This window comes from Sphingopyxis sp. SCN 67-31 (assembly GCF_001725095.1).
The window spans coordinates 1-21,008 of sequence record NZ_MEFH01000092.1; the positions used below are offsets into that span (position 1 = coordinate 1).

Sequence of the window (21,008 nt, forward strand, 5' to 3'; positions counted from 1 at the left end):
AAGGCGGGGGTCCATCTTCGGCCGGTTCCATCTCGAAACCACCGCAGATGGGTCCCCGCCTTCGCGGGGACACACGATAAAGGACAGTCGCAAGATGAACCCCCACACGCCTTAAAATGGTGCCCATCCGAGGCATGGCTCCCTAGCCTGATCATCTTCGGATGAATCGTGCCGTGTCCCCGCGCAGGCGGGGACCCAGAGCGATAGACGCCGACATGGCTCCATCCGCTCTGGGCTCCCGCCTTCGCGGGAGCACTCGGCTTTATAGCCCAAACGATTGTTCTCCGGGGCAGCGCGGAACCAGGATGGTTCCTCGCAATGATAATCCCGCCGAGCAGTCCGGTCCGATACCCGTTTTCCAACCGCGCCCTACCGCCCCCCGGCGGCCAGCCGCGCGCGCAGGTTTTGCAGGTCGCGCTGCGACAGCGGCGCCAGCGCGGCGGCGGGCTTGCCCTTGCGAAGGCGCTCGCGGTCCTTTTCCGACGGTTCGACGCGCCGTACGCGCACCGGGGCGTGGCCCTGCGCCTTCATCCCGAGTTGTTCGGCCGCGCCGCGCGACAGGTCGATGATGCGTCCGCCGCCCGCAAAGGGGCCGCGATCGTTGACGCGCACGACGATCCGCCGCCCGGTGTCGAGCGCCGTCACCTCGACATAGGTCGGCAGCGGCAGCGTCGTGTGCGCGGCCGTGACCCATCCGGGGCGGAATTTCTCGCCATTGGCGGTGCGGTTGCCCGATTCGCTGCCGTACCAGCTCGCATAGCCCACCACGTCATAGGCGGGGGCGGCGGCGGGCACATAGGTCGTGCCGCGGACCGCATAGGGCTTGCCGATCCGCACCGGCGAATCGCTGACCGGACGGAAATTCCCGCCCGCGCAGGCCGAAAGCATCAGGATCGCCGCCGCGGCCCCGGCCAACCGGACGGGGCGGCAATCGGGACGGCCCCGCATCCCTACCCCAGCACCCAGCTTCGCCGCGGATAGCCCTGCGCCCACAGCAGCGCGGTCAGGTCGTGATGGCGGATCGCGGCGTCGGCGGCGTCGGCGGCCGCGGGGTGCGGGTGATAGCCGATGCCCAGCCCGGCCGCGGTGATCATCGGAATATCGTTGGCGCCGTCGCCGATCGCCAGCGTCTCGGCCAGCGGCAGCCCGCGCGCCGCGGCCTCGGACTGGAGCATCGCGAGCTTGGCGCCCGAATCGACGATCGGCTCGCGCACCTGCCCGGTCAGCCGGCCGCCCACGATCTCCAGTTCATTCGCGACCACCTTGTCGAAGCCGACCGCTTCCGCGACCGGCCCGGCGAAGGGCATGAAACCGCCCGACACCAGCACCGACCAGGCGCCGTGCGCCTTCATCGTCTGGACCAGCGTGCGCGCCCCGCGCGTCAGCCGGACCCGCTCCATCCGGCATTCGGCCAGCGTCGTTTCCGCCATGCCGCCCAGCAGCCCGACGCGTTCCGCCAGCGCGCCGCGAAAGTCGATCTCGCCGCGCATCGCCTTTTCGGTGATCGCCGCGATCTGCGCCTTCAGCCCCGCATAGTCGGCGAGTTCGTCAATGCACTCGACGGTGATCATCGTCGAATCCATGTCGGCGATCAGCAGCTTCTTCGTCCGGTCGCCGAGCGGCTGGACCACGATGTCGAGCGCGCCATGGTCCATCTTCGCAAGCTCGCTGCGCGCGCTGACCAGACTGCCCTGAAAGACGATGTCGGCCGCGTCGCCTTCGTCGAGCCAGTGCGGCGCGCCCACGTCGTGCCCGGTCGCGGCGAGGCGGTCGATCGCCTCGCGCACCACCTCGCCCGTCAGCGCTCCGGCTGCTATCAGCGTCGCAACGAACATGGCATCTCCTTCTTCATCCTCGAGCCAGCGGCTTCCTGTGGCGCTTATCGCCGGGCCGACCGCCAGCGGCAAGAGCGCCCTTGCCGTCGCCTTGGCGCAGGCGGTGGGGCGTGCGCAAGTCATCAATGCCGATGCCAGCCAGGTCTATCGCGACCTGACCATCCTGTCGGCGCGCCCGACCGCGGCGGAGATGCAGGGCGTCCCGCACCATCTGTTCGGTCATGTCGACGGGGCGGACGGCGCCTATCACGCGGCGCGCTGGGCCGCCGAAGCGCGCCGTGCGCTGGCCCGCGCGTGGGAGGACGACGATATCCCGATCCTGGTCGGCGGGACCGGTCTCTATCTGCGCACGCTGCTCGACGGCATCGCGCCGGTGCCCGCGATCGCCCCCGATATTCGCGCCGAAGTGCGCGCGATGGCGGTGGCCGACGCCCACGCCGCGCTGACGAAGGCCGATCCCGCCGCGGCGGCGCGCCTGCATCCCGCCGACACGACGCGCGTCGCCCGCGCGCTCGAAGTGGTGCGCGCCACGGGCCGGCCGCTCGCCGACTGGCAGCGCGCGCGCGAGGGCGGCATCGCCGACTCCGTCGCGCTCGTCCCGCTGGTCCTGCTGCCGCCGCGCGACGAACTGCGCGCGCGCTGCGACGCGCGGCTCGCCGAAATGTTCGAGCGTGGCGCGATCGACGAGGTCGCGGCGCTGATCGCCCGCGATCTCGACCCCGACCTTCCCGTCATGCGCGCGATCGGCGTGCCGCAGATCGCCGCCCTGCTGCGCGGCACCCTGTCGCGCGCCGAGGCGCTCGACCGGGCGCAGGCCGCGACCCGCCAATATGCGAAACGCCAGTTCACCTGGCTGCGCCATCAGCCGCCGGCCGGATGGCCCCGACACGAAGCGTCATTATCCGTCGATTCCATAAAGGAAATAGCAATAAAATTACAACATGCACTGTTGACAGGATAGAATCATATACCTATTGCCCGCAGCCTTGTTGCGTCGCACAAGCGCGGGCCTTGCGCGCGGGCGAAATGGAGAAAAGGAGCAGTGTCGTGACGGAAATGAGCGGTGCCGACATGGTGGTTCAGGCGCTGGTCGACCTTGGGGTCGATACAGTGTTCGGCTATCCGGGCGGCGCGGTCCTTCCGATCTATGACGCGCTGTTCAACCACCCGACGATCCGGCACATTCTGGTCCGCCACGAACAGGCGGCGACCCACGCGGCGGAGGGCTATGCCCGCGCCACCGGCAAGCCCGGCGTCGTGCTCGTCACCTCGGGCCCGGGCGCGACCAACGCCGTGACGGGCATCACCGACGCGCTGCTCGATTCGATCCCGATGGTCGTGCTGACCGGGCAGGTGCCGACGACCCTGATCGGAACCGACGCATTCCAGGAATGCGACACGGTCGGCATCACGCGCCACTGCACCAAGCACAATTATCTGGTGATGGACCCCGACCGGCTGGGCCCGATCATCCACGAGGCGTTCCATATCGCGACGCATGGCCGGCCCGGTCCGGTGGTGATCGACATCCCGAAGAATGTGCAGGTGGCGACCGGCACCTACAGCATGCCCGAACTGATCGAGCACCAGAGCTATCGCCCGCAGGTCGAACCCGACGCCGATGCGATCGCCGATGCGATCGCGCTGATCGCGGCGGCCGAGCGCCCGATCTTCTACACCGGCGGCGGCGTCATCAACGCGGGCCCGGACGCGAGCGCGGCGCTGCGCCAGCTCGTCGGGCTGACCGGCGCGCCGATCACCTCGACGCTGATGGGGCTCGGCGCCTTTCCGTCGGACGATCCGAAATGGCTCGGCATGCTCGGCATGCACGGCACCTATGAATCGAACATGGCGATGAATCGCGCCGACCTGATCATCGCGGTCGGCGCGCGCTTCGACGACCGCGTCACGGGCCGCCTCGACGCCTTCGCGCCGCATGCGAAGAAGATCCACATCGATATCGACCGGTCGTCGATCAACAAGATCGTTCCCGTCGACGTCGCGGTGCTCGGCGACGCGGGGCGCGCGCTCGACGCGCTGATCGGCGCGTGGCAGGACAAGGGGCACAAGGCGCGCGACCTCGGCGAATGGTGGCGCCGCATCGACGGCTGGCGCGCGACGCGCTGCCTCGACTTCCCGGAGAAGAAGGACAGCGGGGCGGAGATCATGCCGCAGCGCGCGGTCAAGGCGCTGTTCGAGGCGACGCGCGGCCGCGACCCGATCATCACCACCGAGGTCGGGCAGCACCAGATGTGGGCGGCGCAGCATTTCGGCTTTTCCGCCCCCAATCGCTGGCTGACGTCGGGCGGTCTCGGCACGATGGGCTATGGCTTTCCCGCCGCGGTCGGCGCGCAGGTCGCGCGGCCCGACCGCCTCGTCATCTGCATCGCGGGTGAGGCCTCGCTCCAGATGAACATCCAGGAAATGGGCACGGTCAGCCAGCACCGCCTGCCGGTGAAGATCTTCATCCTCAATAATGAATGGATGGGGATGGTCCGCCAGTGGCAGGAACTGACCTATGAAAGCCGCTATTCGAACAGCTATTCGGACAGCCTGCCCGATTTCGTGAAGCTGGCGGAGGCCTATGGCTGGACGGGGCTGCGCATCGACACGCTGGGCGAACTGGAGGACGGCATCCGCACCATGATCGATACGCCCGGCCCGGTGATCGTCGACTGCCGCGTCGCCAAGCTCGCCAACTGCTTCCCGATGATCCCGTCGGGCGCGGCGCATACCGAAATGATCCTCCAGCCGAGCGACGTCATCGGCACGATGGACGACGAAGCCAAGGCTCTGGTGTAACCGACATGAAAATCACCACCGAAGCGGGCGAGCGCCATGTGCTCGCCATCACCGTCGACAACGAGGCCGGGGTGCTCGCCAAGATCACCGGGCTGTTCACCGCGCGCGGCTATAATATCGAAAGCCTGACGGTGGCGGACATCACCGCCGACCATGCGCTGTCGCGCATCACCATCGTCACCTCCGGCCCGCCGCCGGTGATCGACCAGATCATCGCGCAGCTCGACCGGCTGGTTCCGGTCCACAAGGTCATCGACCTCGCCGACCAGGGCGCGCATGTCGAGCGCGAGATCGCGCTGGTCAAGGTCGCGGGCACCGGCGAGAAGCGCATCGAGGCGCTGCGCCTCGCCGACGTGTTCCGCGCCAAGGTCGTCGACACGACGCTGACCAGCTTCGTCTTCGAGATCACCGGCAACAGCGACAAGGTCGACCGCTTCATCGCGCTGATGCGCGAATGCGGCCTCGTCGAGGTCGGGCGCACCGGCATCGTCGCCATCTCGCGCGGACCGGAGGCGGTTTAGTTCAATTTCGTGCTCCCCCGCGAAGGCGGGGGTCCAGTCAACGTCAGATGGGTCCCCGCCTTCGCGGGGACACACTATTGAGGAAGAAAGACATGCAGGTTTACTACGATCGCGACGCCGACCAGGATCTGATCAAGAACAGGAAGGTCGCCATCCTCGGCTACGGCAGCCAGGGCCACGCCCACGCGCAGAACCTGCGCGACAGCGGGGTCAAGGAGGTCGCGATCGCGCTGCGCCCCGGTTCGGCGACCGCGAAGAAGGCCGAAGGCGCGGGCTTCCGGGTGCTGTCGAACAAGGAAGCCGCCCAGTGGGCCGACGTCATCATGATCGCCGCCCCCGACGAGCATCAGGCGAAAATCTATTATGACGACCTTGCCGACAATCTGAAGCCCGGCGCCGCGCTCGCCTTCGCGCACGGCCTCAACATCCATTTCGGCCTGATCGAGGCGCGCCCCGACATCGACGTCTTCATGGTCGCGCCCAAGGGCCCCGGCCACACGGTGCGCAGCGAATATCAGAAGGGCGGCGGCGTCCCCTGCCTGATCGCGGTCGCGCAGGAAGCCAGCGGCAATGCGGGCAACGGCCACGCCAAGGCGCTCGCGCTCAGCTACGCCTCGGCGGTCGGCGGCGGGCGCAGCGGCATCATCGAGACGACGTTCAAGGAAGAATGCGAAACCGACCTGTTCGGCGAGCAGGCGGTGCTGTGCGGCGGCATCACCCACCTGATCCAGGCGGGGTTCGAAACGCTGGTCGAGGCGGGCTATGCCCCCGAAATGGCCTATTTCGAATGCCTCCACGAAACCAAGCTGATCGTCGACCTCCTCTATGAAGGCGGCATCGCGAACATGCGCTATTCGATCTCGAACACCGCCGAATATGGCGACATCAAGACCGGCCCGCGCATCATCACCGACGAGACCAAGGCCGAGATGAAGCGCGTCCTCGCCGACATCACCTCGGGCCGCTTCGTCAAGGATTTCGTCCTCGACAACCAGGCCGGACAGCCCGAACTGAAGGCCAGCCGCAAGGCCGCCGCCGCGCATCCGATCGAACAGACCGGCGCCGCGCTGCGCGCGATGATGCCGTGGATCGCGAAGAACAAGCTGGTCGACAAGGCGGTCAACTGACCGCGCCGGACAGCGACGGAACCTCGTCATTGCGAGGAGCGTAGCGACGAAGCAATCTCCAGCCATCGACTTCGCACATGGTCGATAGCTGGAGATTGCTTCGCTCCGCTCGCAATGACGAACGGAGGGAAATGATGAGGCAGCCCTTCCACGCCCACCGCGCCGATCTCGCTGCGCTCGCGGCCGAAGACCGCCGCCGCACCCTCGTCCCGCGCGCCGGGATCGATTTCGCCTCGAACGATTATCTCGGTCTCGCCGGCTCCGCCGCGCTGCGCGACGCGCTCTCTCAGGGCATAGCGCGCGGTCTTCCCGCCGGCTCGGGCGGCTCGCGCCTGCTGCGCGGCAATCATGCGGAACATGAAGCGCTCGAAACCCATGCCGCGCGCCACTATGGCAGCGAGGCGGCGCTGTTCTTTCCCACCGGCTTCGCCGCCAACGCCGCGCTGTTCGCGACGCTGCCGCAGCGCGGCGACCTGATCGTCCACGACGAATTGATCCACGCGAGCGCGCACGACGGCATGAAGCTCGGCCGCGCGGACATCCGTGCCGCCGCGCACAATGACGCGCAGGCCTTCGACGACGCCGTCGTCGCGTGGCGCAAGGCGGGCGGCACCGGCACGCCGTGGATCGCGGTCGAAAGCCTCTACAGCATGGACGGCGACACGGCGCCGCTCGCCGACCTCGCGATCGTCGCCGCGCGCCACGACGCGGTGCTGGTGGTCGACGAGGCGCACGCGACCGGCGTCTTCGGTCCTGCCGGACAGGGCCTCGCGCACGGCCTTGCGTCCCGCGAAAGGCTCATCACGCTGCACACCTGCGGCAAGGCGCTCGGCTGCGAGGGGGCGCTGCTTTGCGGGCCGCAGATCGTCCGCGATTTCCTCGTCAACCGGGGCCGCCCCTTCATCTTCTCCACCGCGCCGTCACCGCTGATGGCGTGGCTCGTCCGCCAGGCGCTGGAGATCGTGGCGACCGAGCCCGAGCGGCCCGCGCGCCTTCACGCGCTCGTCCGCCATGCCGAGGCGCGCCTTGCCGCGCTCGGCCTGCCCGCGAGCGGCAGCCAGATCCTTCCCGTCGTGATCGGCGACAACGCCCGCGCGATGCGCGTCGCCGGCGCGTTGCAGGCCGCGGGCTTCGACGTCCGCGGCATCCGCCCGCCGACCGTGCCGCAGGGCACCGCGCGCCTGCGCATCGCGATCACGCTCAACGTCGCCGAAAGCGATATCGACGCGATGACCGGCGCGCTTGCCGACGCGATGGCGGCCGCCTGATGCCGCGCTTCGTCGTGACCGGCACCGACACGGGTATCGGCAAGACCGTCTTCACCGCCGCGCTGGCGGGGGCGCTCGGCACCGCCTATTGGAAACCGATCCAGTCGGGGCTCGAAAACGAAACCGACAGCGAGGTCGTCGCGCGGCTGGCCGGGGTGCCGGTCCGGCCCGAGGCGTATCGCCTCGTCACCCCCGCCTCCCCCCACCTCGCGGCCGAGATCGACGGCGTCGTGATCGATCCGGATGCGCTGACCCCGCCCGCGGGCGACCTGATCGTCGAGGGCGCGGGCGGCGTCCTCGTCCCGGTCACGCGCACGCTTCTCTATGCCGATCTGTTCGCGCGCTGGCGGATTCCGGTCATCGTCTGCGCGCGCACGGGTCTCGGCACGATCAACCACAGCCTGCTGACGATCGAGGCGCTGCGCGCGCGCGGCGTCCCGATCCACGGCATCGCCTTCGTCGGCGACGCCGTCGAGGACAGCGAGGCGATCGTCGCGAAAATTGGCGGCGTCCGCCGTTTGGGCCGCCTTCCCCGCCTCGATCCGCTGACGGACGAGACGCTGGCGCAAGCCTTCGCCGCCAACTTCGATCTCGCCGGCTTCACCTGAAACCAGAAGCCGCTCGCCCTGAGCCTGTCGAAGCCTGTCCTGAGCGCCTGCAAGGCAGTCGAAGGGGGCTGTCCTTTTTTCCATCCGGCGCCAGAAGGAAGAACGGTGCTTCGACAAGCTCAGCACGAGCGATAAGAGAGGTCGCACTTATGTCACCCATCTGGCATCCCTTCACCCAGCACGGGCTCGGTGAGCCGATACCGCTGATCGACCGGGCCGAGGGCGCGCGCCTTTACGACGCGCAGGGCAACAGCTGGATCGACGCCATCTCCTCGTGGTGGGTCACCACCCACGGTCACGCGCATCCGCGCATCATGACCGCGATCCGGGCGCAGAGCGAGAAGCTCGACCAGCTCATCTTCGCAGGCTGGACGCACGAGCCGGCCGAAGCGCTCGCCGCCGAACTGGTCCGCATCACCCCCGATCCGCTGACCCGCGTCTTCTTTTCGGATTCGGGTTCGACCAGCGTCGAGGTCGCGCTGAAAATGGCGCTCGGTTACTGGTTCAACATCGGCGAGGCGCGCAGCCGCATCCTGGTGATGGAGCACAGCTATCACGGCGACACGATCGGCGCGATGTCGGTCGGCGAGCGCGGCGTCTACAACCGGGCGTGGCAGCCTTTGCTCTTCGACGTCGGCACCATTCCCTTCCCCGCCGGGGGACGCGAACAGGCGGCGCTCGACGCGCTCGAAGCCGCCTGCGCCGAAAAGCCCGCCGCCTTCATCGTCGAACCGCTGATCCTCGGCGCCGGCGGCATGCTGATCTACCCCGCATGGGTGCTCGCGGAGATGCGCGCGATCTGCGCCCGTCACGGCGTCCTGTTCATCGCCGACGAGGTGATGACCGGCTGGGGCCGCACCGGCACCCGCTTCGCCTGCGACCAGGCAGGGGTGATCCCCGACATCGTCTGCCTGTCGAAAGGGCTGACCGGCGGCGCGATGCCGCTCGCGGTGACGCTGTGCATCGAACCGATCTTCGAAGCGCATTATTCGACCGACCGCGCGAAGACCTTCTATCATTCGTCGAGCTATACCGCGAACCCGATCGCCTGCGCCGCGGCGGTCGCCAATCTCGCCATCTGGCGCGACGAGCCGGTGCAGGCGCGGATCGATGCGCTCGCCGAGGCGCAGGCGGCGCATTTGGCGCTGCTGGCCAGCGATGCGCGCATCGCGAACCCGCGCCGGCTGGGCACCATCGCCGCGCTCGACGTCCGCGTCCCCGACGGCGGCTATCTGTCGACGCTCGCGCCGCGCCTGATCGCTTTCTATCGCGAACGCGGCGTCCTGCTCCGCCCGCTCGGCAACAGCATCTATGTCATGCCGCCCTATTGCATCGCGCCCGGCGAACTCGCGCAGGTCTGGAACGCGATCGCCGCATCGCTCGATCTCGATCCATCGCCGTAAGTGGTGGAGCGTCCGCTCAAGCATTCTCCAGGAAGGGGGAAGCGCCTCTATGGCGTGTGAGGATTCAGGTTTTGGCGCGCTGCCCCATCCGTTCGTCATGCTGAACTTGTTTCGCAATTATCCCCTTCCGACAGGTGAGCGTTCCCCGGCGAAAGCCGGGGTCCAGATGGCACAGCGCTGCCCCACGTGGACCCCGGCTTTCGCCGGGGATCACCAGCGTCCCTGTCTCAGGGGTATAAACGCCAACTTGTTTCAGCATCCATGGCCGGCCTCCCCCCTTTTGCGCCGCCTTCCATTCGAGGGCAGACCATGGACCCCCGGATCGGGTCCGGGGCAGGCTCTGAAACAGGTTGGCCATTACCCCTTTTCGACAGATAATTGTTCCCCGGCGAAAGCGGGGGTCCATGCGAAGCCGCGCTGCGCCAGTTGGACCCCGGCTTTCGCCGGGGAACAGCGCCTGACTTGCCTGAAGGGTATATGTCCCAACCAAGTTCAGGGTGACGAAGGGAGAATTCAGGGCGATAAAAGCGAGAAACCGTGCCGAACTCCGAATCCACAGGCCGCAGTTCGGCCTGGGTTCATCTGCGGCCGTCCATCGTCGCAGGCCACGACATCGGGAACGCGATCCGGAATGACAGGAAAAGCCGCTCTTCTGACTTGTCTCGCGGCCCTCGCCTCCGCGGTTCCGGCGCTTGCGCAGGAGGAGGAAAGCCTCGCGCAGTCGGCGCAGCCGCCGCAAAAGACCTCGATCCTCTATACCTATGGCGACGAACCCTGTCCCGAGGCGCAGGGCGACGAGATCGTCGTCTGCGCGCAGCAGCCCGAATCCGATCGCTACCGCGTCCCCAAGGAATTGCGCGAGGAGATCAAGGACGACGCCCCGGTCGGCGGCGGCAGCTGGGCATCGCAGGTCGAGGGTTATGAGACGATCGCCCGCGCCACCCGGCCGAACAGCTGTTCGCCGGTCGGCAGCTACGGCTTCACGGGCTGCGCCGCCGCCGCGCTGCGCGAATGGTTCGAGGCGCGGCGCGCGACGCACCCATAGACCCCACAGTCCGGAAACCGTGCGTTTCGCCGCGACGACATTGACGCCGCGCCGCCCTCTCGCCTAGCCTCGCCGCTCTCGGAACAGGAGCCCCCCCATGCGCCATACCCTTCCCTTCGCCGCTCTCGCGCTCGCCGTCGTCGCGGTCCCGGTCGTCCTTGCGCAGGGCGGCCCCGCCGTGCCCGGCGCGCCCGACAGGAGCCGCGTCGCCGCCGGAACCTATGCCGCCGACCCCGGTCACACGATCGTCGTGTGGGAGGTCGATCATTTCGGCTTCAGCAAATATCAGGGGATTTTCGGCGACGTGACCGGCACGCTCGTCCTCGATCCCGCCAACCCGGCGGCCGCGAAGGTCGACGTGACGATCCCGGTGTCGAAGGTGACGACGGCAAGCGCCGGGCTGACCGGCCATCTGCTTCGTGCCGGCAAGGACGGCGCCAAGCCCGATTTCTTCGGCCCCGATCCCGCCGACGCGCGTTTCGTGTCGACCCGCGTCGTCCTCGACGACGATGGCGACGAGGCGAAGGTGACGGGCAACCTCACGCTCAACGGCGTGACCCGGCCGGTGACGCTCGATGTCGATTTCCACGGCGCGGGCACCAATCCCGGCAGCAAGAAGGAAACCGTCGGCTTCGAGGCGGAGGGCGAGATTCGCCGCAGCGACTTTGGCATCCTCTATGGCATCCCGCTGGTCAGCGACCGTGTCGAGCTGAAGATTCACGCGGCGTTCGAGAAGCAGTAGGCGCCTTCCCACCGCACTTTTTGCGGCCGCCCTCTTGCCAAGCCCGCGCTTTTTGGTCATGAGCGCGGGCGATGCACATGCGCGGCCTCCTTCTTCTGCGACTTACACGCCCTTGGGCGTGACTTTCGGCCTGCGCCTTTCGCGGCGGGCCACGCGCTCAAGGGCCTGACGACACAGCATCCGAATCCACACAAGCAGAAGAAGCCAACCCATGCCCATGCTCCGCGACCCCTCGGCCAAGTACCGACCCTTTCCGCAGGTCCCACTGGAAAACCGCCAGTGGCCCGCCCGCACGATCACCAAGGCCCCGATCTGGCTCTCGACCGATCTGCGCGACGGCAACCAGGCGCTGATCGACCCGATGGACGCCGAAAAGAAGACGCGCTTCTTCGACCTGCTCGTCAAATGCGGGCTCAAGGAGATCGAGGTCGGCTTCCCCGCTTCGGGCGCGACCGATTTCGATTATATCCAGAACCTCGTCCGCTCGGGCCGCATCCCCGACGACGTCACGCCACAGGTGCTGACGCAGGCGCGCGCCGACCTGATCCGCACCAGCTTCGACAGCCTGGCGGGCGCGAAGACCGCGATCGTCCACCTTTACAACGCGGTCAGCCCCGCGTGGCGCCGCATCGTCTTCGGCATGGAGATGCCCGAGATCAAACAGATCGCCATCGACGGCGCGAAGCAGCTGCGCGACAATGCCGCGCGCCTGCCCGGCACCGACTGGCGCTTCGAATACAGCCCCGAGACCTTCTCGACCGCGGAGATCGATTTCAGCATCGAATGCTGCGCCGCGGTGATGGACGTGCTCCAGCCGACGGCGGACAAGCCGATCATCCTCAACCTGCCCGCGACGGTCGAGGCGGCGACGCCGAACATCTACGCCGACCAGATCGAATATTTCTGCAAGCATCTGCCGAACCGCGACCGCGCGCTGATCAGCCTGCACACGCACAACGACCGCGGCACCGGGGTCGCGGCGGCCGAACTCGGCCTGCTCGCGGGCGCCGACCGCGTCGAGGGCTGCCTGTTCGGAAACGGCGAGCGCACCGGCAACACCTGCCTCGTCACCATCGCGCTCAACATGTACACGCAGGGCGTCGACCCCGAACTGGACTTCTCCGACATCGATCAGGTCATCCAGACGGTCGAATATTGCAACCAGTTGCCTGTCCACCCGCGCCACCCCTATGGCGGCGAGCTGGTCTACACCGCCTTTTCGGGCAGCCACCAGGACGCGATCAAGAAGGGGTTCGCGGCGCGCGAGCGGCAGAACGACGACAAGTGGGAAGTCCCTTACCTGCCGATCGACCCCGCCGACCTGGGGCGCAGCTACGAAGCGGTGATCCGCGTCAACAGCCAGTCGGGCAAGGGCGGCGTCGCCTGGGTGCTCGAACAGGACAAGGGGCTGAAGCTGCCGAAGAAGATGCAGACGAGCTTCAGCCACATCGTCCAGGCGGTGGCGGACCAGACGAGCCGCGAGCTGACCGCCGACGACATCTGGACCGCCTTCGAGGGGCATTATCTGGCGGCGGACGGCAAGCGCTTCCAGCTCGTGAGCTGGGCGGAAAGCCAGAGCGGCGCCGACCGCATCTTCGCCGGCAAGCTGACCATCGACGGCGCCGAGCGCAGCATCAGCGGCCGCGGCAACGGCCTGATGTCGAGCGTCGTCGCCGCGCTGGCCGAATCGGGCGGCCCGGCGATGGACATCGTCGATTATTCGGAACATGCGATCGGCCAGGGCAGCAACGTGCAGGCCGCCGCTTATGTCGAATGCCGCACCCCCGACGGCCGCAGCCTGTTCGGCTGCGGTCTCGACACCGATGTCGCGACCGCCAGCGTGCGCGCGATCCTGTCGGCGGCGAACGCGATCTGATCCGGTCGCGGAGGCCGGGGCGGCGCGGGCCGCCCCGGCCTCCGCGCACCCCTTCCCTCTCCCGTCCGCCGCATCCCGGTCACGACTGGCCCGATCGGCGTTTCGCGGTGCGCGCATTTGGTCCTAAGCCGATGCGCGCAGCCGGGGGGCGGCGAAGGAGAAGGACCCGTGAACGCATCCCAGGCCCCGTCCGCCAGCGGCCCGAGCGCGTCCGTCGCGCCCGCCGGGCCGCTCCCCGCCGACGGGGGAAGCAGCGACCTGTTCTGGAGCCTGCAATATTGCCGCGCGAGCGCGCTGTCGCTGACCCGTCTCGAACTGGCGCTCGCCAGCAGCGACCGGCAGCGGATCGTCGAGGCGATCGACCGCCTCCACGCGCTCGACCGCGAAATCGAGCGCAGGGTCGCAAGCCTGCCGCCGCCGCCCGATCCCGACCCCGAGCGCGAGGCGATCGACCGGCACCTCGACCGCGAGAAGATGGCGGTGGCGTTCGAGAAGCTGGCGCTCGCCAGCGGGATCAGCGGCCCCGCCCTCGCATCGCCGCCCGCCTTCGCGGCGCGCACGCGGCCCGAACCCGAGCTTTCTCATGCGGTCGAAGGGCCGCCCTTCGATCGCCGGCGGACCCATATTCTCGCCTCGCACGGCCCGAAGATCGCGCTCCTGCTGGCGATCGCGGCCGCCACCGCCGCGCTGCTGGCGACTGCCTTTTAGGATAGGGCAATCACCACGCCGCGAAACACATATAAAGATTTCTTTATATAGTGCTTGACAGGATCGTCGCGGCGCCTATTCTGCATGCTGTCGAGGTTCTTCGCGCCGGGCATCCGGGGCGGAGCGAAGATGGGAAGCCGGTGCAAAACCGGCGCTGCCCCCGCAACTGTAAGCGGCGAGCGGCGGTCGATCATGCCACTGGTTCGGCAAGGAACCGGGAAGGCCAGACCGCTGCGGCGACCCGCGAGCCAGGAGACCTGCCTCGTCAGATACGTCCTCCGGCGGGGTGCCCGGTCAGGCCGCATGCATGGCTGCGTCCGACCCTTGCCCTGCGGACGCGGGATATCGTGCGTTCGCGTCTGTCCGTCGCCCTTGCCCCCTGCAAGGTGCTCGAAATGACTGTCAGCGTCGCCACTTTAGGCTTTCCCCGCATCGGCCTTCGCCGCGAACTCAAGGTCGCGCTCGAATCCTACTGGTCGGACAAATCGACCCTCGCCGACCTGCACGCCGCAGCCGCTGGCCTGCGCGTCGCCCATTGGGCGCGGCAGAAGGCGCTGGGGGCCGACATCCTGCCGTCGAACGATTTTTCGCTCTACGACCATGTGCTCGACACCTCGGCGCTGATCGGCGCCGTCCCCGCGCGCTACGACTGGGACGGCGAGACGGTCGATACCGATCTCTATTTCGCGATGGCGCGCGGCGCGCAGGGCGATCCGATGCACGCCGGGTGCGGCCACGCCGCCGATACGACCGCGCAGGAGATGACCAAATGGTTCGACACCAACTATCATTTCCTCGTCCCCGAACTCACCGCCGGCCAGACCTTCCGCATCGCTTCGACGAAGATCTTCGACGAATATGACGAAGCGAAGGCGCTGGGGTATCAGACGCGCCCGGTGCTGCTCGGCCCGGTCAGCTACCTGATGCTCGCCAAGGGCAAGGCGGTCGAACCGCTCGCCCTGCTTCCCGCGCTGCTCGACACCTATGCCGAGATTCTCGCGCGGCTGACGAAACAGGGCGCCGAGTGGGTGCAGATCGACGAGCCCTGCCTCGTCCTCGATCTCGACGATGCGCAGCGCGCCGCGTTCGAGCGCGCCTATGCGCGGCTCGCGACGGCGGGGCCACGCCTGATGCTCACCCCCTATTTCGGCGGTCTCGGCGACAATCTCGATCTCGCTGCCGAACTGCCCGTCCACGGCCTCCACCTCGACCTCGTCCGCGCGCCCGAACAGCTCGGCCCGGCACTCGACAAGGTGCGGTCGCACGTCCTGCTGTCGCTCGGCATCGTCGACGGCCGCAACATCTGGCGCGCCAACCTTTCCGACCTTTACTGGCGGCTCAAGGAACTGGCGGCGACGCGCGACCTGATCCTCGCGCCATCCTGTTCGCTGCTCCACGTCCCGGTCGATCTGGCGCTCGAAACCGCGCTCGATCCCGAAATCGCGCAATGGCTGGCCTTCGCGACGCAAAAGATCGAGGAACTCGCCGCGCTCGCCAGGGCGTTGAACGAAGGCGAGGATGCCGCCTTCGCCGCCTTTTCGGCGTCGCGGATGGCCGCGGTCGCCCGGGCGACCTCGCCCCGCATCCACGATCCCGCCGTCGCCGCGCGCCTGGCCGCGCTCGATGCGGACGCCGCGCGCCGGGCCGCGCCCTTCGCCGCCCGCCGCGAGGCGCAGCGCCGGCGCCTTCCGCTTCCCCGCTATCCGACCACGACGATCGGCTCCTTTCCCCAGACGGCGGAGGTCCGCAAGGCGCGCGCCGCGCATATTCGGGGCGAAATCGACGATGCGGCCTATGACCGCTATCTGAAGGTCGAAACCCGCGCCGCGATCAAGTGGCAGGAGGAGATCGGCCTCGACGTCCTCGTCCACGGCGAGTTCGAGCGCAACGACATGGTGCAATATTTCGGCGAACAGCTTGCCGGTTTCGCCTTCACCCGCAGCGGCTGGGTGCAGAGCTATGGCTCGCGCTGCGTGCGGCCGCCGATCCTCTATGGCGACGTGTCGCGCCCGCGGCCGATGACGGTCGACTGGTGGCGCTATGCCCAGGATCAGACCGACCGGCCGGTGAAGGGCATGCTCACCGGCCCGGTGACGATCCTCAACTGGTCGTTCGTCCGCGACGACCAGCCACGCGAAGCGAGCTGCCGCCAGATCGCGCTGGCGATCCGCGACGAGGTGCTGGACCTGGAGGCCGCGGGCGCCGCGATCGTCCAGATCGACGAGGCGGCGCTGCGCGAAGGGCTGCCGCTGCGCCGCGGCGAATGGCCGCATTATCTGGGCTGGGCGGTCGAATGCTTTCGCATCGCGGCCTCCGGCGTGCGCGACGACACGCAGATCCACACCCACATGTGCTATTCGGAATTCAACGACATCCTTCCCGCGATCGGCGCGATGGACGCCGACGTCATCTCGATCGAAACCGCGCGGTCGCAGATGGAACTGCTCGGGGCCTTCGCAAGCTATGCCTATCCGAACGAGATCGGTCCCGGCGTCTATGACATTCATTCGCCGCGCATTCCGGCCGAGCGCGAGATGACCGACCTGCTGACCCTCGCCGGACGGCACCTGCCGCCCGATCGACTCTGGGTGAATCCCGATTGCGGGCTCAAGACGCGCAAGTGGGACGAGGTGCGACCGGCCCTCGTCTCGATGGTCGCCGCGGCGCAGCGGATGCGGATTCGGGAGGCCTATGATGCATGACGAAACCATGCCCGCGGACCAGCCCACGATCCGCGTCACCGCGATGCCCGCCAACGCCAATGTTTATGGCGATATCTTCGGCGGCTGGCTGATGGCACAGATGGACCTGGCCGCGTCTTCGGTCGCGTCGCTCCACGCGCGCGGCCGGGCGGTCACGGTCTCGGTGGAGGGCATGGCCTTCCACCGCCCCGTGTTCGTCGGCGACGAGGTGTCGGTTTTCGGCCGGCTGGTGAAGATCGGCCGGACCTCCATGCATGTCGAGGTCGAGGCCTGGGCGCGCGATCGCCATGCCGAGGACGGACACAAGGTGACGCAAGCGGTCTTCATCTTCGTCGCCGTCGGCCCCGACCGGCGCCCGCGCGCGCTCGGCCGCACCGCCACCGCGCCCCCACCGTCCTGACCCGTTCGCGCTTGTGACAGGCAGCCGCGATCCCCCTTGCGCAGCCTTCCGTTTACGTTAAGGTCAGCCGAAACCTCTATTCGGAGAGCGACGCCCATGGCCCTTCCCGCGATTTTCGACCGCCTTCGCCTGCCCGTCATCGGTTCGCCGCTGTTCATCGTCTCGGGCCCCGACCTCGTCATCGCGCAGTGCAAGGCGGGGATCGTCGGCAGCTTCCCGGCGCTCAACGCGCGGCCGCAGACGCTGCTCGACGAATGGCTCCACCGCATCACCGAGGAACTGGCGGCGTGGGATCGCGACAATCCCGACCGTCCCTCGGCGCCGTTCGCGGTCAACCAGATCGTCCATCGCTCGAACGACCGGCTCGAAGCCGATATCGCGACCTGCGAGAAGTGGAAGGTGCCGATCACCATCACCTCGCTCGGCGCGCGCGAAGAGCTGAACCAGGCGGTCCATAACTGGGGCGGCATCACGCTTCACGACGTCATCGACGACCGCTTCGCGCGCAAGGCGGTCGAGAAGGGTGCCGACGGCCTGATCCCCGTCGCGGCTGGCGCGGGCGGCCATGCCGGCACCCAGTCGCCCTTCGCGCTGGTGCAGGAAATCCGCGAATGGTTCGACGGGCCGGTCGCGCTGTCGGGCGCGATCGCGCACGGCCGCTCGATCCTTGCCGCGCAGGCCTGCGGCGCCGATCTCGCCTATATCGGCAGCGCCTTCATCGCCTGCGCCGAGGCGAACGCCGACGCCGGATACAAGGCCGGGATCGTCGAGGGGCGCGCCGCCGACATCGTCTATTCGGACCTGTTCACCGGCGTCCACGGCAATTATCTGCGCGGCTCGATCGTCAACGCCGGGCTCGACCCCGATGCGCTGCCGAAGGGCGACCTCAAGACGATGAATTTCGGTTCGGGCGGCAATACCAAGGTCAAGGCGTGGAAGGACATCTGGGGGTCCGGCCAGGGAATCGGGTCGGTGCGCGCGGTGCGCCCCGCCGCCGATTTCGTCGCCGAACTGACCGATCAATATCGCGAGGCGTGGCGCGAACTGCAAGGCAAGGTCATCGGCTGACCCCGCCGCCGAACAGCCGCTCGATCGCGTCGTCCAGATAGGGGCGATCGGCGAAAATCCGCATCGGATCGCGCCGGTTGAGCCAGAAGCCGGCGCCGTGCCGGTCGGTCAGCGCGCGCCGCGCGGTATCCTGCAACAGTCGCAGCCGCATCACCGCGGTCCGCCGCGCCGCGATCGGGTCGCCGGACGCCTGCGCGGCGAAATGGGCGCGGATACGCTCGACCCGCGCGACCATCACGTCGCTATAGCCGGGGTGCGGCCCGCGATGCAGCGCGTGGCCCGACGACAGCGCGCCGCCCTCGCTTGCCGGCAGCATCAGGCCGTTGAGGTCGAACCGCTGGAGCAGGAAGCCCTCGACGCGCAGGCAGTCGAACATCGCCGCCATCTGCGGCCGGCGGAGCAGCAGGACGGGCAGCAGGTGATGGCGCTGGAAACCGGGCCGCGGCGGCGGCGCCCCGCGCCATCGCCGCGAATCGCACCGCAACGCGGCCTCAGCCGCCGCGGTCGAAGGCGACGTCCACCACCGCATGCCCCCGATCGGCATCGAGGCGCGGCGACAGATCGACCCATTCGCCCTGTTGCAGCCCGCGCGCGCGCTGTCTTTCGACGATGGGGCCGTTAACCATGATGTCGAGCGCGAGACGCGCCAGCCGCCGCACCATGTCCGCCACCGTCCAGCCGGCCGGGATCGCGGCGGTGAGTTCCTGCCCGGCAAAGGCGGCGAGCCCGCGCGTCCCGACATGCGCGCCGCCCGCCGTTTCGTGCCGGCGAAAGGCGACGAGGTGCAGGACGGGCGGCATGCCGCTCGTCAGCATCTCGGCAACCGCGGCGCGGAACTGCGGGGCGTCGGACCACAGCCGCGCGGGGGACCAGAAGATGTGGCTGGCGTCGAACAGGTCGATCAGCAGCACCAGCGTCTTGAACAGCTCGCGCATGCGCGTGGCCTGACCGCCCCCGGCGGATGGGGTCGCGCCGCCCGGCGCGACGAACGCCCAGCATCGCCCGGCCTCTCGCCAGTCGGGCGGCAGCCCTGCCGCGAGCTGGCTCGTCGCCGGCGCGTCGGGATCGGCAAAATCGAGCAGCGCCGCCGCGCCCGCCGGTCCGGCGACCAGTTCCGTCGCGCCGAGCCGCAGGTGGAATGTCGGCGCGTCGGGCCCCGTCGCCAGCAGCCCGCCCTGCCCGTCCGCCGCAACGCCTTCCGGTCGCAAGCCCATGTGACGCAGCGCGCGCTCGATCTCGGCCGGCGACCGGCGCCCGAAACCCTGCGCGACGATCAGCGCAAAGGGACCAGCCGCAACCAGCCTCCTCGTCCCTTCATTGCTGTTGTCGTCGCCATCCATCGCCGCGCCGGCCTTCGTCGATCGCACCGGGCATCGCAGGACGGGCGCCCTTGATCAAATGCTAATTGCGATCCTGTCGACAAGTTAATCCGCCGCCGCGCGGCAGGTCATCGTCCCGCAGCATAGCGTCGACCTATACCCCATCGGCATTGTTTCGATTGCCAGCCTTCGCTCGACGGATATTTTCGTTCGCCAGAGAGGTTCCTTCATGTCGCGACGCTGGATTTGGCACGCCACCCTTGGCGCCGCGCTGCTCGGCTCCCTCGGCCTGCCGTCGGCAGCTTTTGCCCAGACGTCGCCGCAAACCGCCTATAACGTCCCGACGGAGCAACTCGCCGGCCTCGCCGATTTCATCGATGGCGTGATGGCCCAGCAGATCGCGACGCGCGAGGTTGCGGGCGCGGTCGTCATCGTCGTTCATCAAGGCCGCGTGCTGCTCGCGCGGGGCTATGGCTTCGCGGACGTCGACCAGGGCGTCCCGGTGGACCCGCAACGGACCCTGTTCCGGCTGGCCTCCGTGTCCAAGCTGTTCACCTGGGCGGCGCTGATGCAGCAGGTCGAGGCCGGCCGCGTCAGCCTCGATGCCGATGTGAACGACTATATCGACTTTCCCATCCCGCCGTTCGAAGGGCAGCCGATCCGGGTGCGCGATCTGATGGCGCATACGCCGGGCATGAGCGATACGGGCAGAATCACCGCACGGTCGGTCGACGAACTCGTCCCCTATGGCGATTGGCTGAAAGCGCATGTCCCGCAACGGCTGTGGCCCGCGGGCACCAAGATATCCTATTCCAACTATGGCGCGGCGCTGGCCGGCTATATCGTCGAGCGGGTTTCGGGCGAACCCTTCGCCGACTATGCCGAACGCCACCTCTTCGCGCCGCTCGGCATGGAATCGGCGAGCTTTCGCGAGCCCCTGCCCGCCCCGCTCGCCCCGCGCGTGGCCAAGGGCTATCGGCTCAGGGACGGGCGTTTTGTCGCAAAGCCGTTCGAGCTGTACAGCCAGATCATGCCCGGCGGTTCGGGAACCGCAAGCGCCCCCGATGTGGCGCGGTTCATGATGGCGATGCTGAACGGCGGCGCGATCGGCGCGGCGCGAATCCTGAAATCCGAATCGGTCGCGCTGCTGATGCGCGATTCGCATGCCAATGCCCCCGGCCTGCCCGGCATGGCGCACGGCTTCTTCGTCATTCGCAACGCCGGACCGCGCCTCGTCGGCCATGGCGGCAATACCGTCGATTTCCATTCGCGCCTGATCCTCGCCCCTGAAGCCGGCCTCGGCATCTTCGTGTCCGAAACCGGCGGGCCGGGCAGTTATGGCGCGCGTACCGAATTGACGGACGCGCTGATCGGCCGGATCTTTCCGCAAAAGCCGGCGCCGCGCGCCGCCGCGCCCGCGGGCGAGGTCGTGCCGGTCGGTGCCTATCGCACCAACCGGCGTAACTATAATGTCCCCGTCAAACCGGTAGCCATCCGGTGAAGGCCGCGGATCCGCTATGATTGTTCGGCAATGAGGTTGATGAGGCATTCGATGCCGTCAGGCGTGAAGGCCATGGCGCCGCC

The 21,008-nt window shown here is 68.3% G+C and carries 19 protein-coding genes and 1 riboswitch; of the genes, 15 read left to right on the forward strand and 4 right to left on the reverse strand.

The window, feature by feature from the left end; all coding sequences use genetic code 11:
* Positions 1-369: 369 nt before the first annotated feature.
* Together ABS88_RS18530 and serB are read right to left on the reverse strand one after the other, a co-directional pair.
* On the reverse strand, positions 370-948 hold the full coding sequence (locus ABS88_RS18530) for a septal ring lytic transglycosylase RlpA family protein (RefSeq protein WP_076075759.1): 579 nt from the start codon (positions 946-948) through the stop codon (positions 370-372).
* 2 nt (positions 949-950) lie between these two features.
* Positions 951-1,835 carry a phosphoserine phosphatase SerB gene (gene serB, locus ABS88_RS18535; RefSeq protein WP_067109660.1) on the reverse strand — a complete coding sequence of 295 codons (885 nt, stop codon included), beginning with the start codon at positions 1,833-1,835 and terminating at the stop codon, positions 951-953.
* Between serB and miaA the strand changes: the two genes are divergently transcribed.
* The 14 genes from miaA (at position 1,834) to ABS88_RS18605 (ending at position 18,105) form a co-directional block, all read left to right on the forward strand.
* Positions 1,834-2,796, forward strand: coding sequence for a tRNA (adenosine(37)-N6)-dimethylallyltransferase MiaA (gene miaA, locus ABS88_RS18540; protein WP_076075761.1), 963 nt, complete (start codon positions 1,834-1,836; stop codon positions 2,794-2,796). The genes serB and miaA overlap by 2 nt on opposite strands.
* 86 nt (positions 2,797-2,882) lie before the next feature.
* Entirely contained in the window at positions 2,883-4,637 is a 1,755-nt protein-coding gene (ilvB, locus tag ABS88_RS18545) for a biosynthetic-type acetolactate synthase large subunit (protein WP_076075764.1), read from the forward strand.
* 5 nt (positions 4,638-4,642) lie between these two features.
* Positions 4,643-5,158, forward strand: a complete 516-nt coding sequence (gene ilvN / locus ABS88_RS18550; protein ID WP_067109669.1) for an acetolactate synthase small subunit — start codon at positions 4,643-4,645, stop codon at positions 5,156-5,158.
* Positions 5,159-5,250: 92 nt separating this feature from the next.
* On the forward strand, positions 5,251-6,285 hold the full coding sequence (gene ilvC, locus ABS88_RS18555) for a ketol-acid reductoisomerase (RefSeq protein ID WP_076075767.1): 1,035 nt from the start codon (positions 5,251-5,253) through the stop codon (positions 6,283-6,285).
* A 134-nt stretch (positions 6,286-6,419) separates the two neighbouring features.
* On the forward strand, positions 6,420-7,553 hold the full coding sequence (locus ABS88_RS18560; protein ID WP_104959534.1) for an 8-amino-7-oxononanoate synthase: 1,134 nt from the start codon (positions 6,420-6,422) through the stop codon (positions 7,551-7,553).
* On the forward strand, positions 7,553-8,161 hold the full coding sequence (gene bioD, locus ABS88_RS18565; RefSeq protein WP_286750283.1) for a dethiobiotin synthase: 609 nt from the start codon (positions 7,553-7,555) through the stop codon (positions 8,159-8,161). The genes ABS88_RS18560 and bioD overlap by 1 nt, the downstream gene beginning before the upstream one ends.
* Before the next feature lie 149 nt (positions 8,162-8,310).
* Positions 8,311-9,564, forward strand: coding sequence for an adenosylmethionine--8-amino-7-oxononanoate transaminase (locus tag ABS88_RS18570; RefSeq protein ID WP_076075774.1), 1,254 nt, complete (start codon positions 8,311-8,313; stop codon positions 9,562-9,564).
* A 631-nt stretch (positions 9,565-10,195) separates the two neighbouring features.
* Positions 10,196-10,609 (forward strand): hypothetical protein, encoded by a 414-nt coding sequence (locus tag ABS88_RS18575; protein ID WP_104959533.1) that lies wholly within the window; start codon positions 10,196-10,198, stop codon positions 10,607-10,609.
* A 97-nt stretch (positions 10,610-10,706) separates the two neighbouring features.
* Entirely contained in the window at positions 10,707-11,351 is a 645-nt protein-coding gene (locus ABS88_RS18580; protein WP_076075779.1) for a YceI family protein, read from the forward strand.
* Positions 11,352-11,562: 211 nt separating this feature from the next.
* Positions 11,563-13,227, forward strand: a complete 1,665-nt coding sequence (gene leuA, locus ABS88_RS18585) for a 2-isopropylmalate synthase (RefSeq protein ID WP_083675105.1) — start codon at positions 11,563-11,565, stop codon at positions 13,225-13,227.
* A gap of 168 nt (positions 13,228-13,395) precedes the next feature.
* Positions 13,396-13,935: a hypothetical protein gene (locus ABS88_RS18590; protein WP_076075782.1), complete on the forward strand. Its 540-nt coding sequence runs from the start codon at positions 13,396-13,398 to the stop codon at positions 13,933-13,935.
* Between the two features lie 76 nt (positions 13,936-14,011).
* Positions 14,012-14,214: riboswitch (cobalamin riboswitch) on the forward strand.
* A 116-nt stretch (positions 14,215-14,330) separates the two neighbouring features.
* On the forward strand, positions 14,331-16,637 hold the full coding sequence (gene metE, locus ABS88_RS18595) for a 5-methyltetrahydropteroyltriglutamate--homocysteine S-methyltransferase (protein WP_104960326.1): 2,307 nt from the start codon (positions 14,331-14,333) through the stop codon (positions 16,635-16,637).
* Complete coding sequence (locus ABS88_RS18600; RefSeq protein ID WP_502686162.1) at positions 16,630-17,037, forward strand: acyl-CoA thioesterase; 408 nt, start codon at positions 16,630-16,632, stop codon at positions 17,035-17,037. The genes metE and ABS88_RS18600 overlap by 8 nt, the downstream gene beginning before the upstream one ends.
* 96 nt (positions 17,038-17,133) lie before the next feature.
* On the forward strand, positions 17,134-18,105 hold the full coding sequence (locus ABS88_RS18605; RefSeq protein ID WP_067110106.1) for an NAD(P)H-dependent flavin oxidoreductase: 972 nt from the start codon (positions 17,134-17,136) through the stop codon (positions 18,103-18,105).
* On the opposite strand, the gene ABS88_RS18610 is transcribed toward ABS88_RS18605, so the two are convergent.
* Together ABS88_RS18610 and ABS88_RS18615 are read right to left on the reverse strand one after the other, a co-directional pair.
* Positions 18,095-18,634, reverse strand: a complete 540-nt coding sequence (locus ABS88_RS18610) for an AHH domain-containing protein (protein WP_158682146.1) — start codon at positions 18,632-18,634, stop codon at positions 18,095-18,097. The two genes, ABS88_RS18605 and ABS88_RS18610, sit on opposite strands and share 11 nt — an antisense overlap.
* Positions 18,597-19,472 carry a hypothetical protein gene (locus tag ABS88_RS18615; protein ID WP_286750284.1) on the reverse strand — a complete coding sequence of 292 codons (876 nt, stop codon included), beginning with the start codon at positions 19,470-19,472 and terminating at the stop codon, positions 18,597-18,599. The genes ABS88_RS18610 and ABS88_RS18615 overlap by 38 nt, the downstream gene beginning before the upstream one ends.
* A 181-nt stretch (positions 19,473-19,653) precedes the next feature.
* Here ABS88_RS18615 and ABS88_RS18620 point away from each other — a divergent pair, with 181 nt between their 5' ends.
* On the forward strand, positions 19,654-20,925 hold the full coding sequence (locus ABS88_RS18620) for a serine hydrolase domain-containing protein (protein WP_286750285.1): 1,272 nt from the start codon (positions 19,654-19,656) through the stop codon (positions 20,923-20,925).
* Positions 20,926-21,008 lie beyond the last annotated feature (83 nt).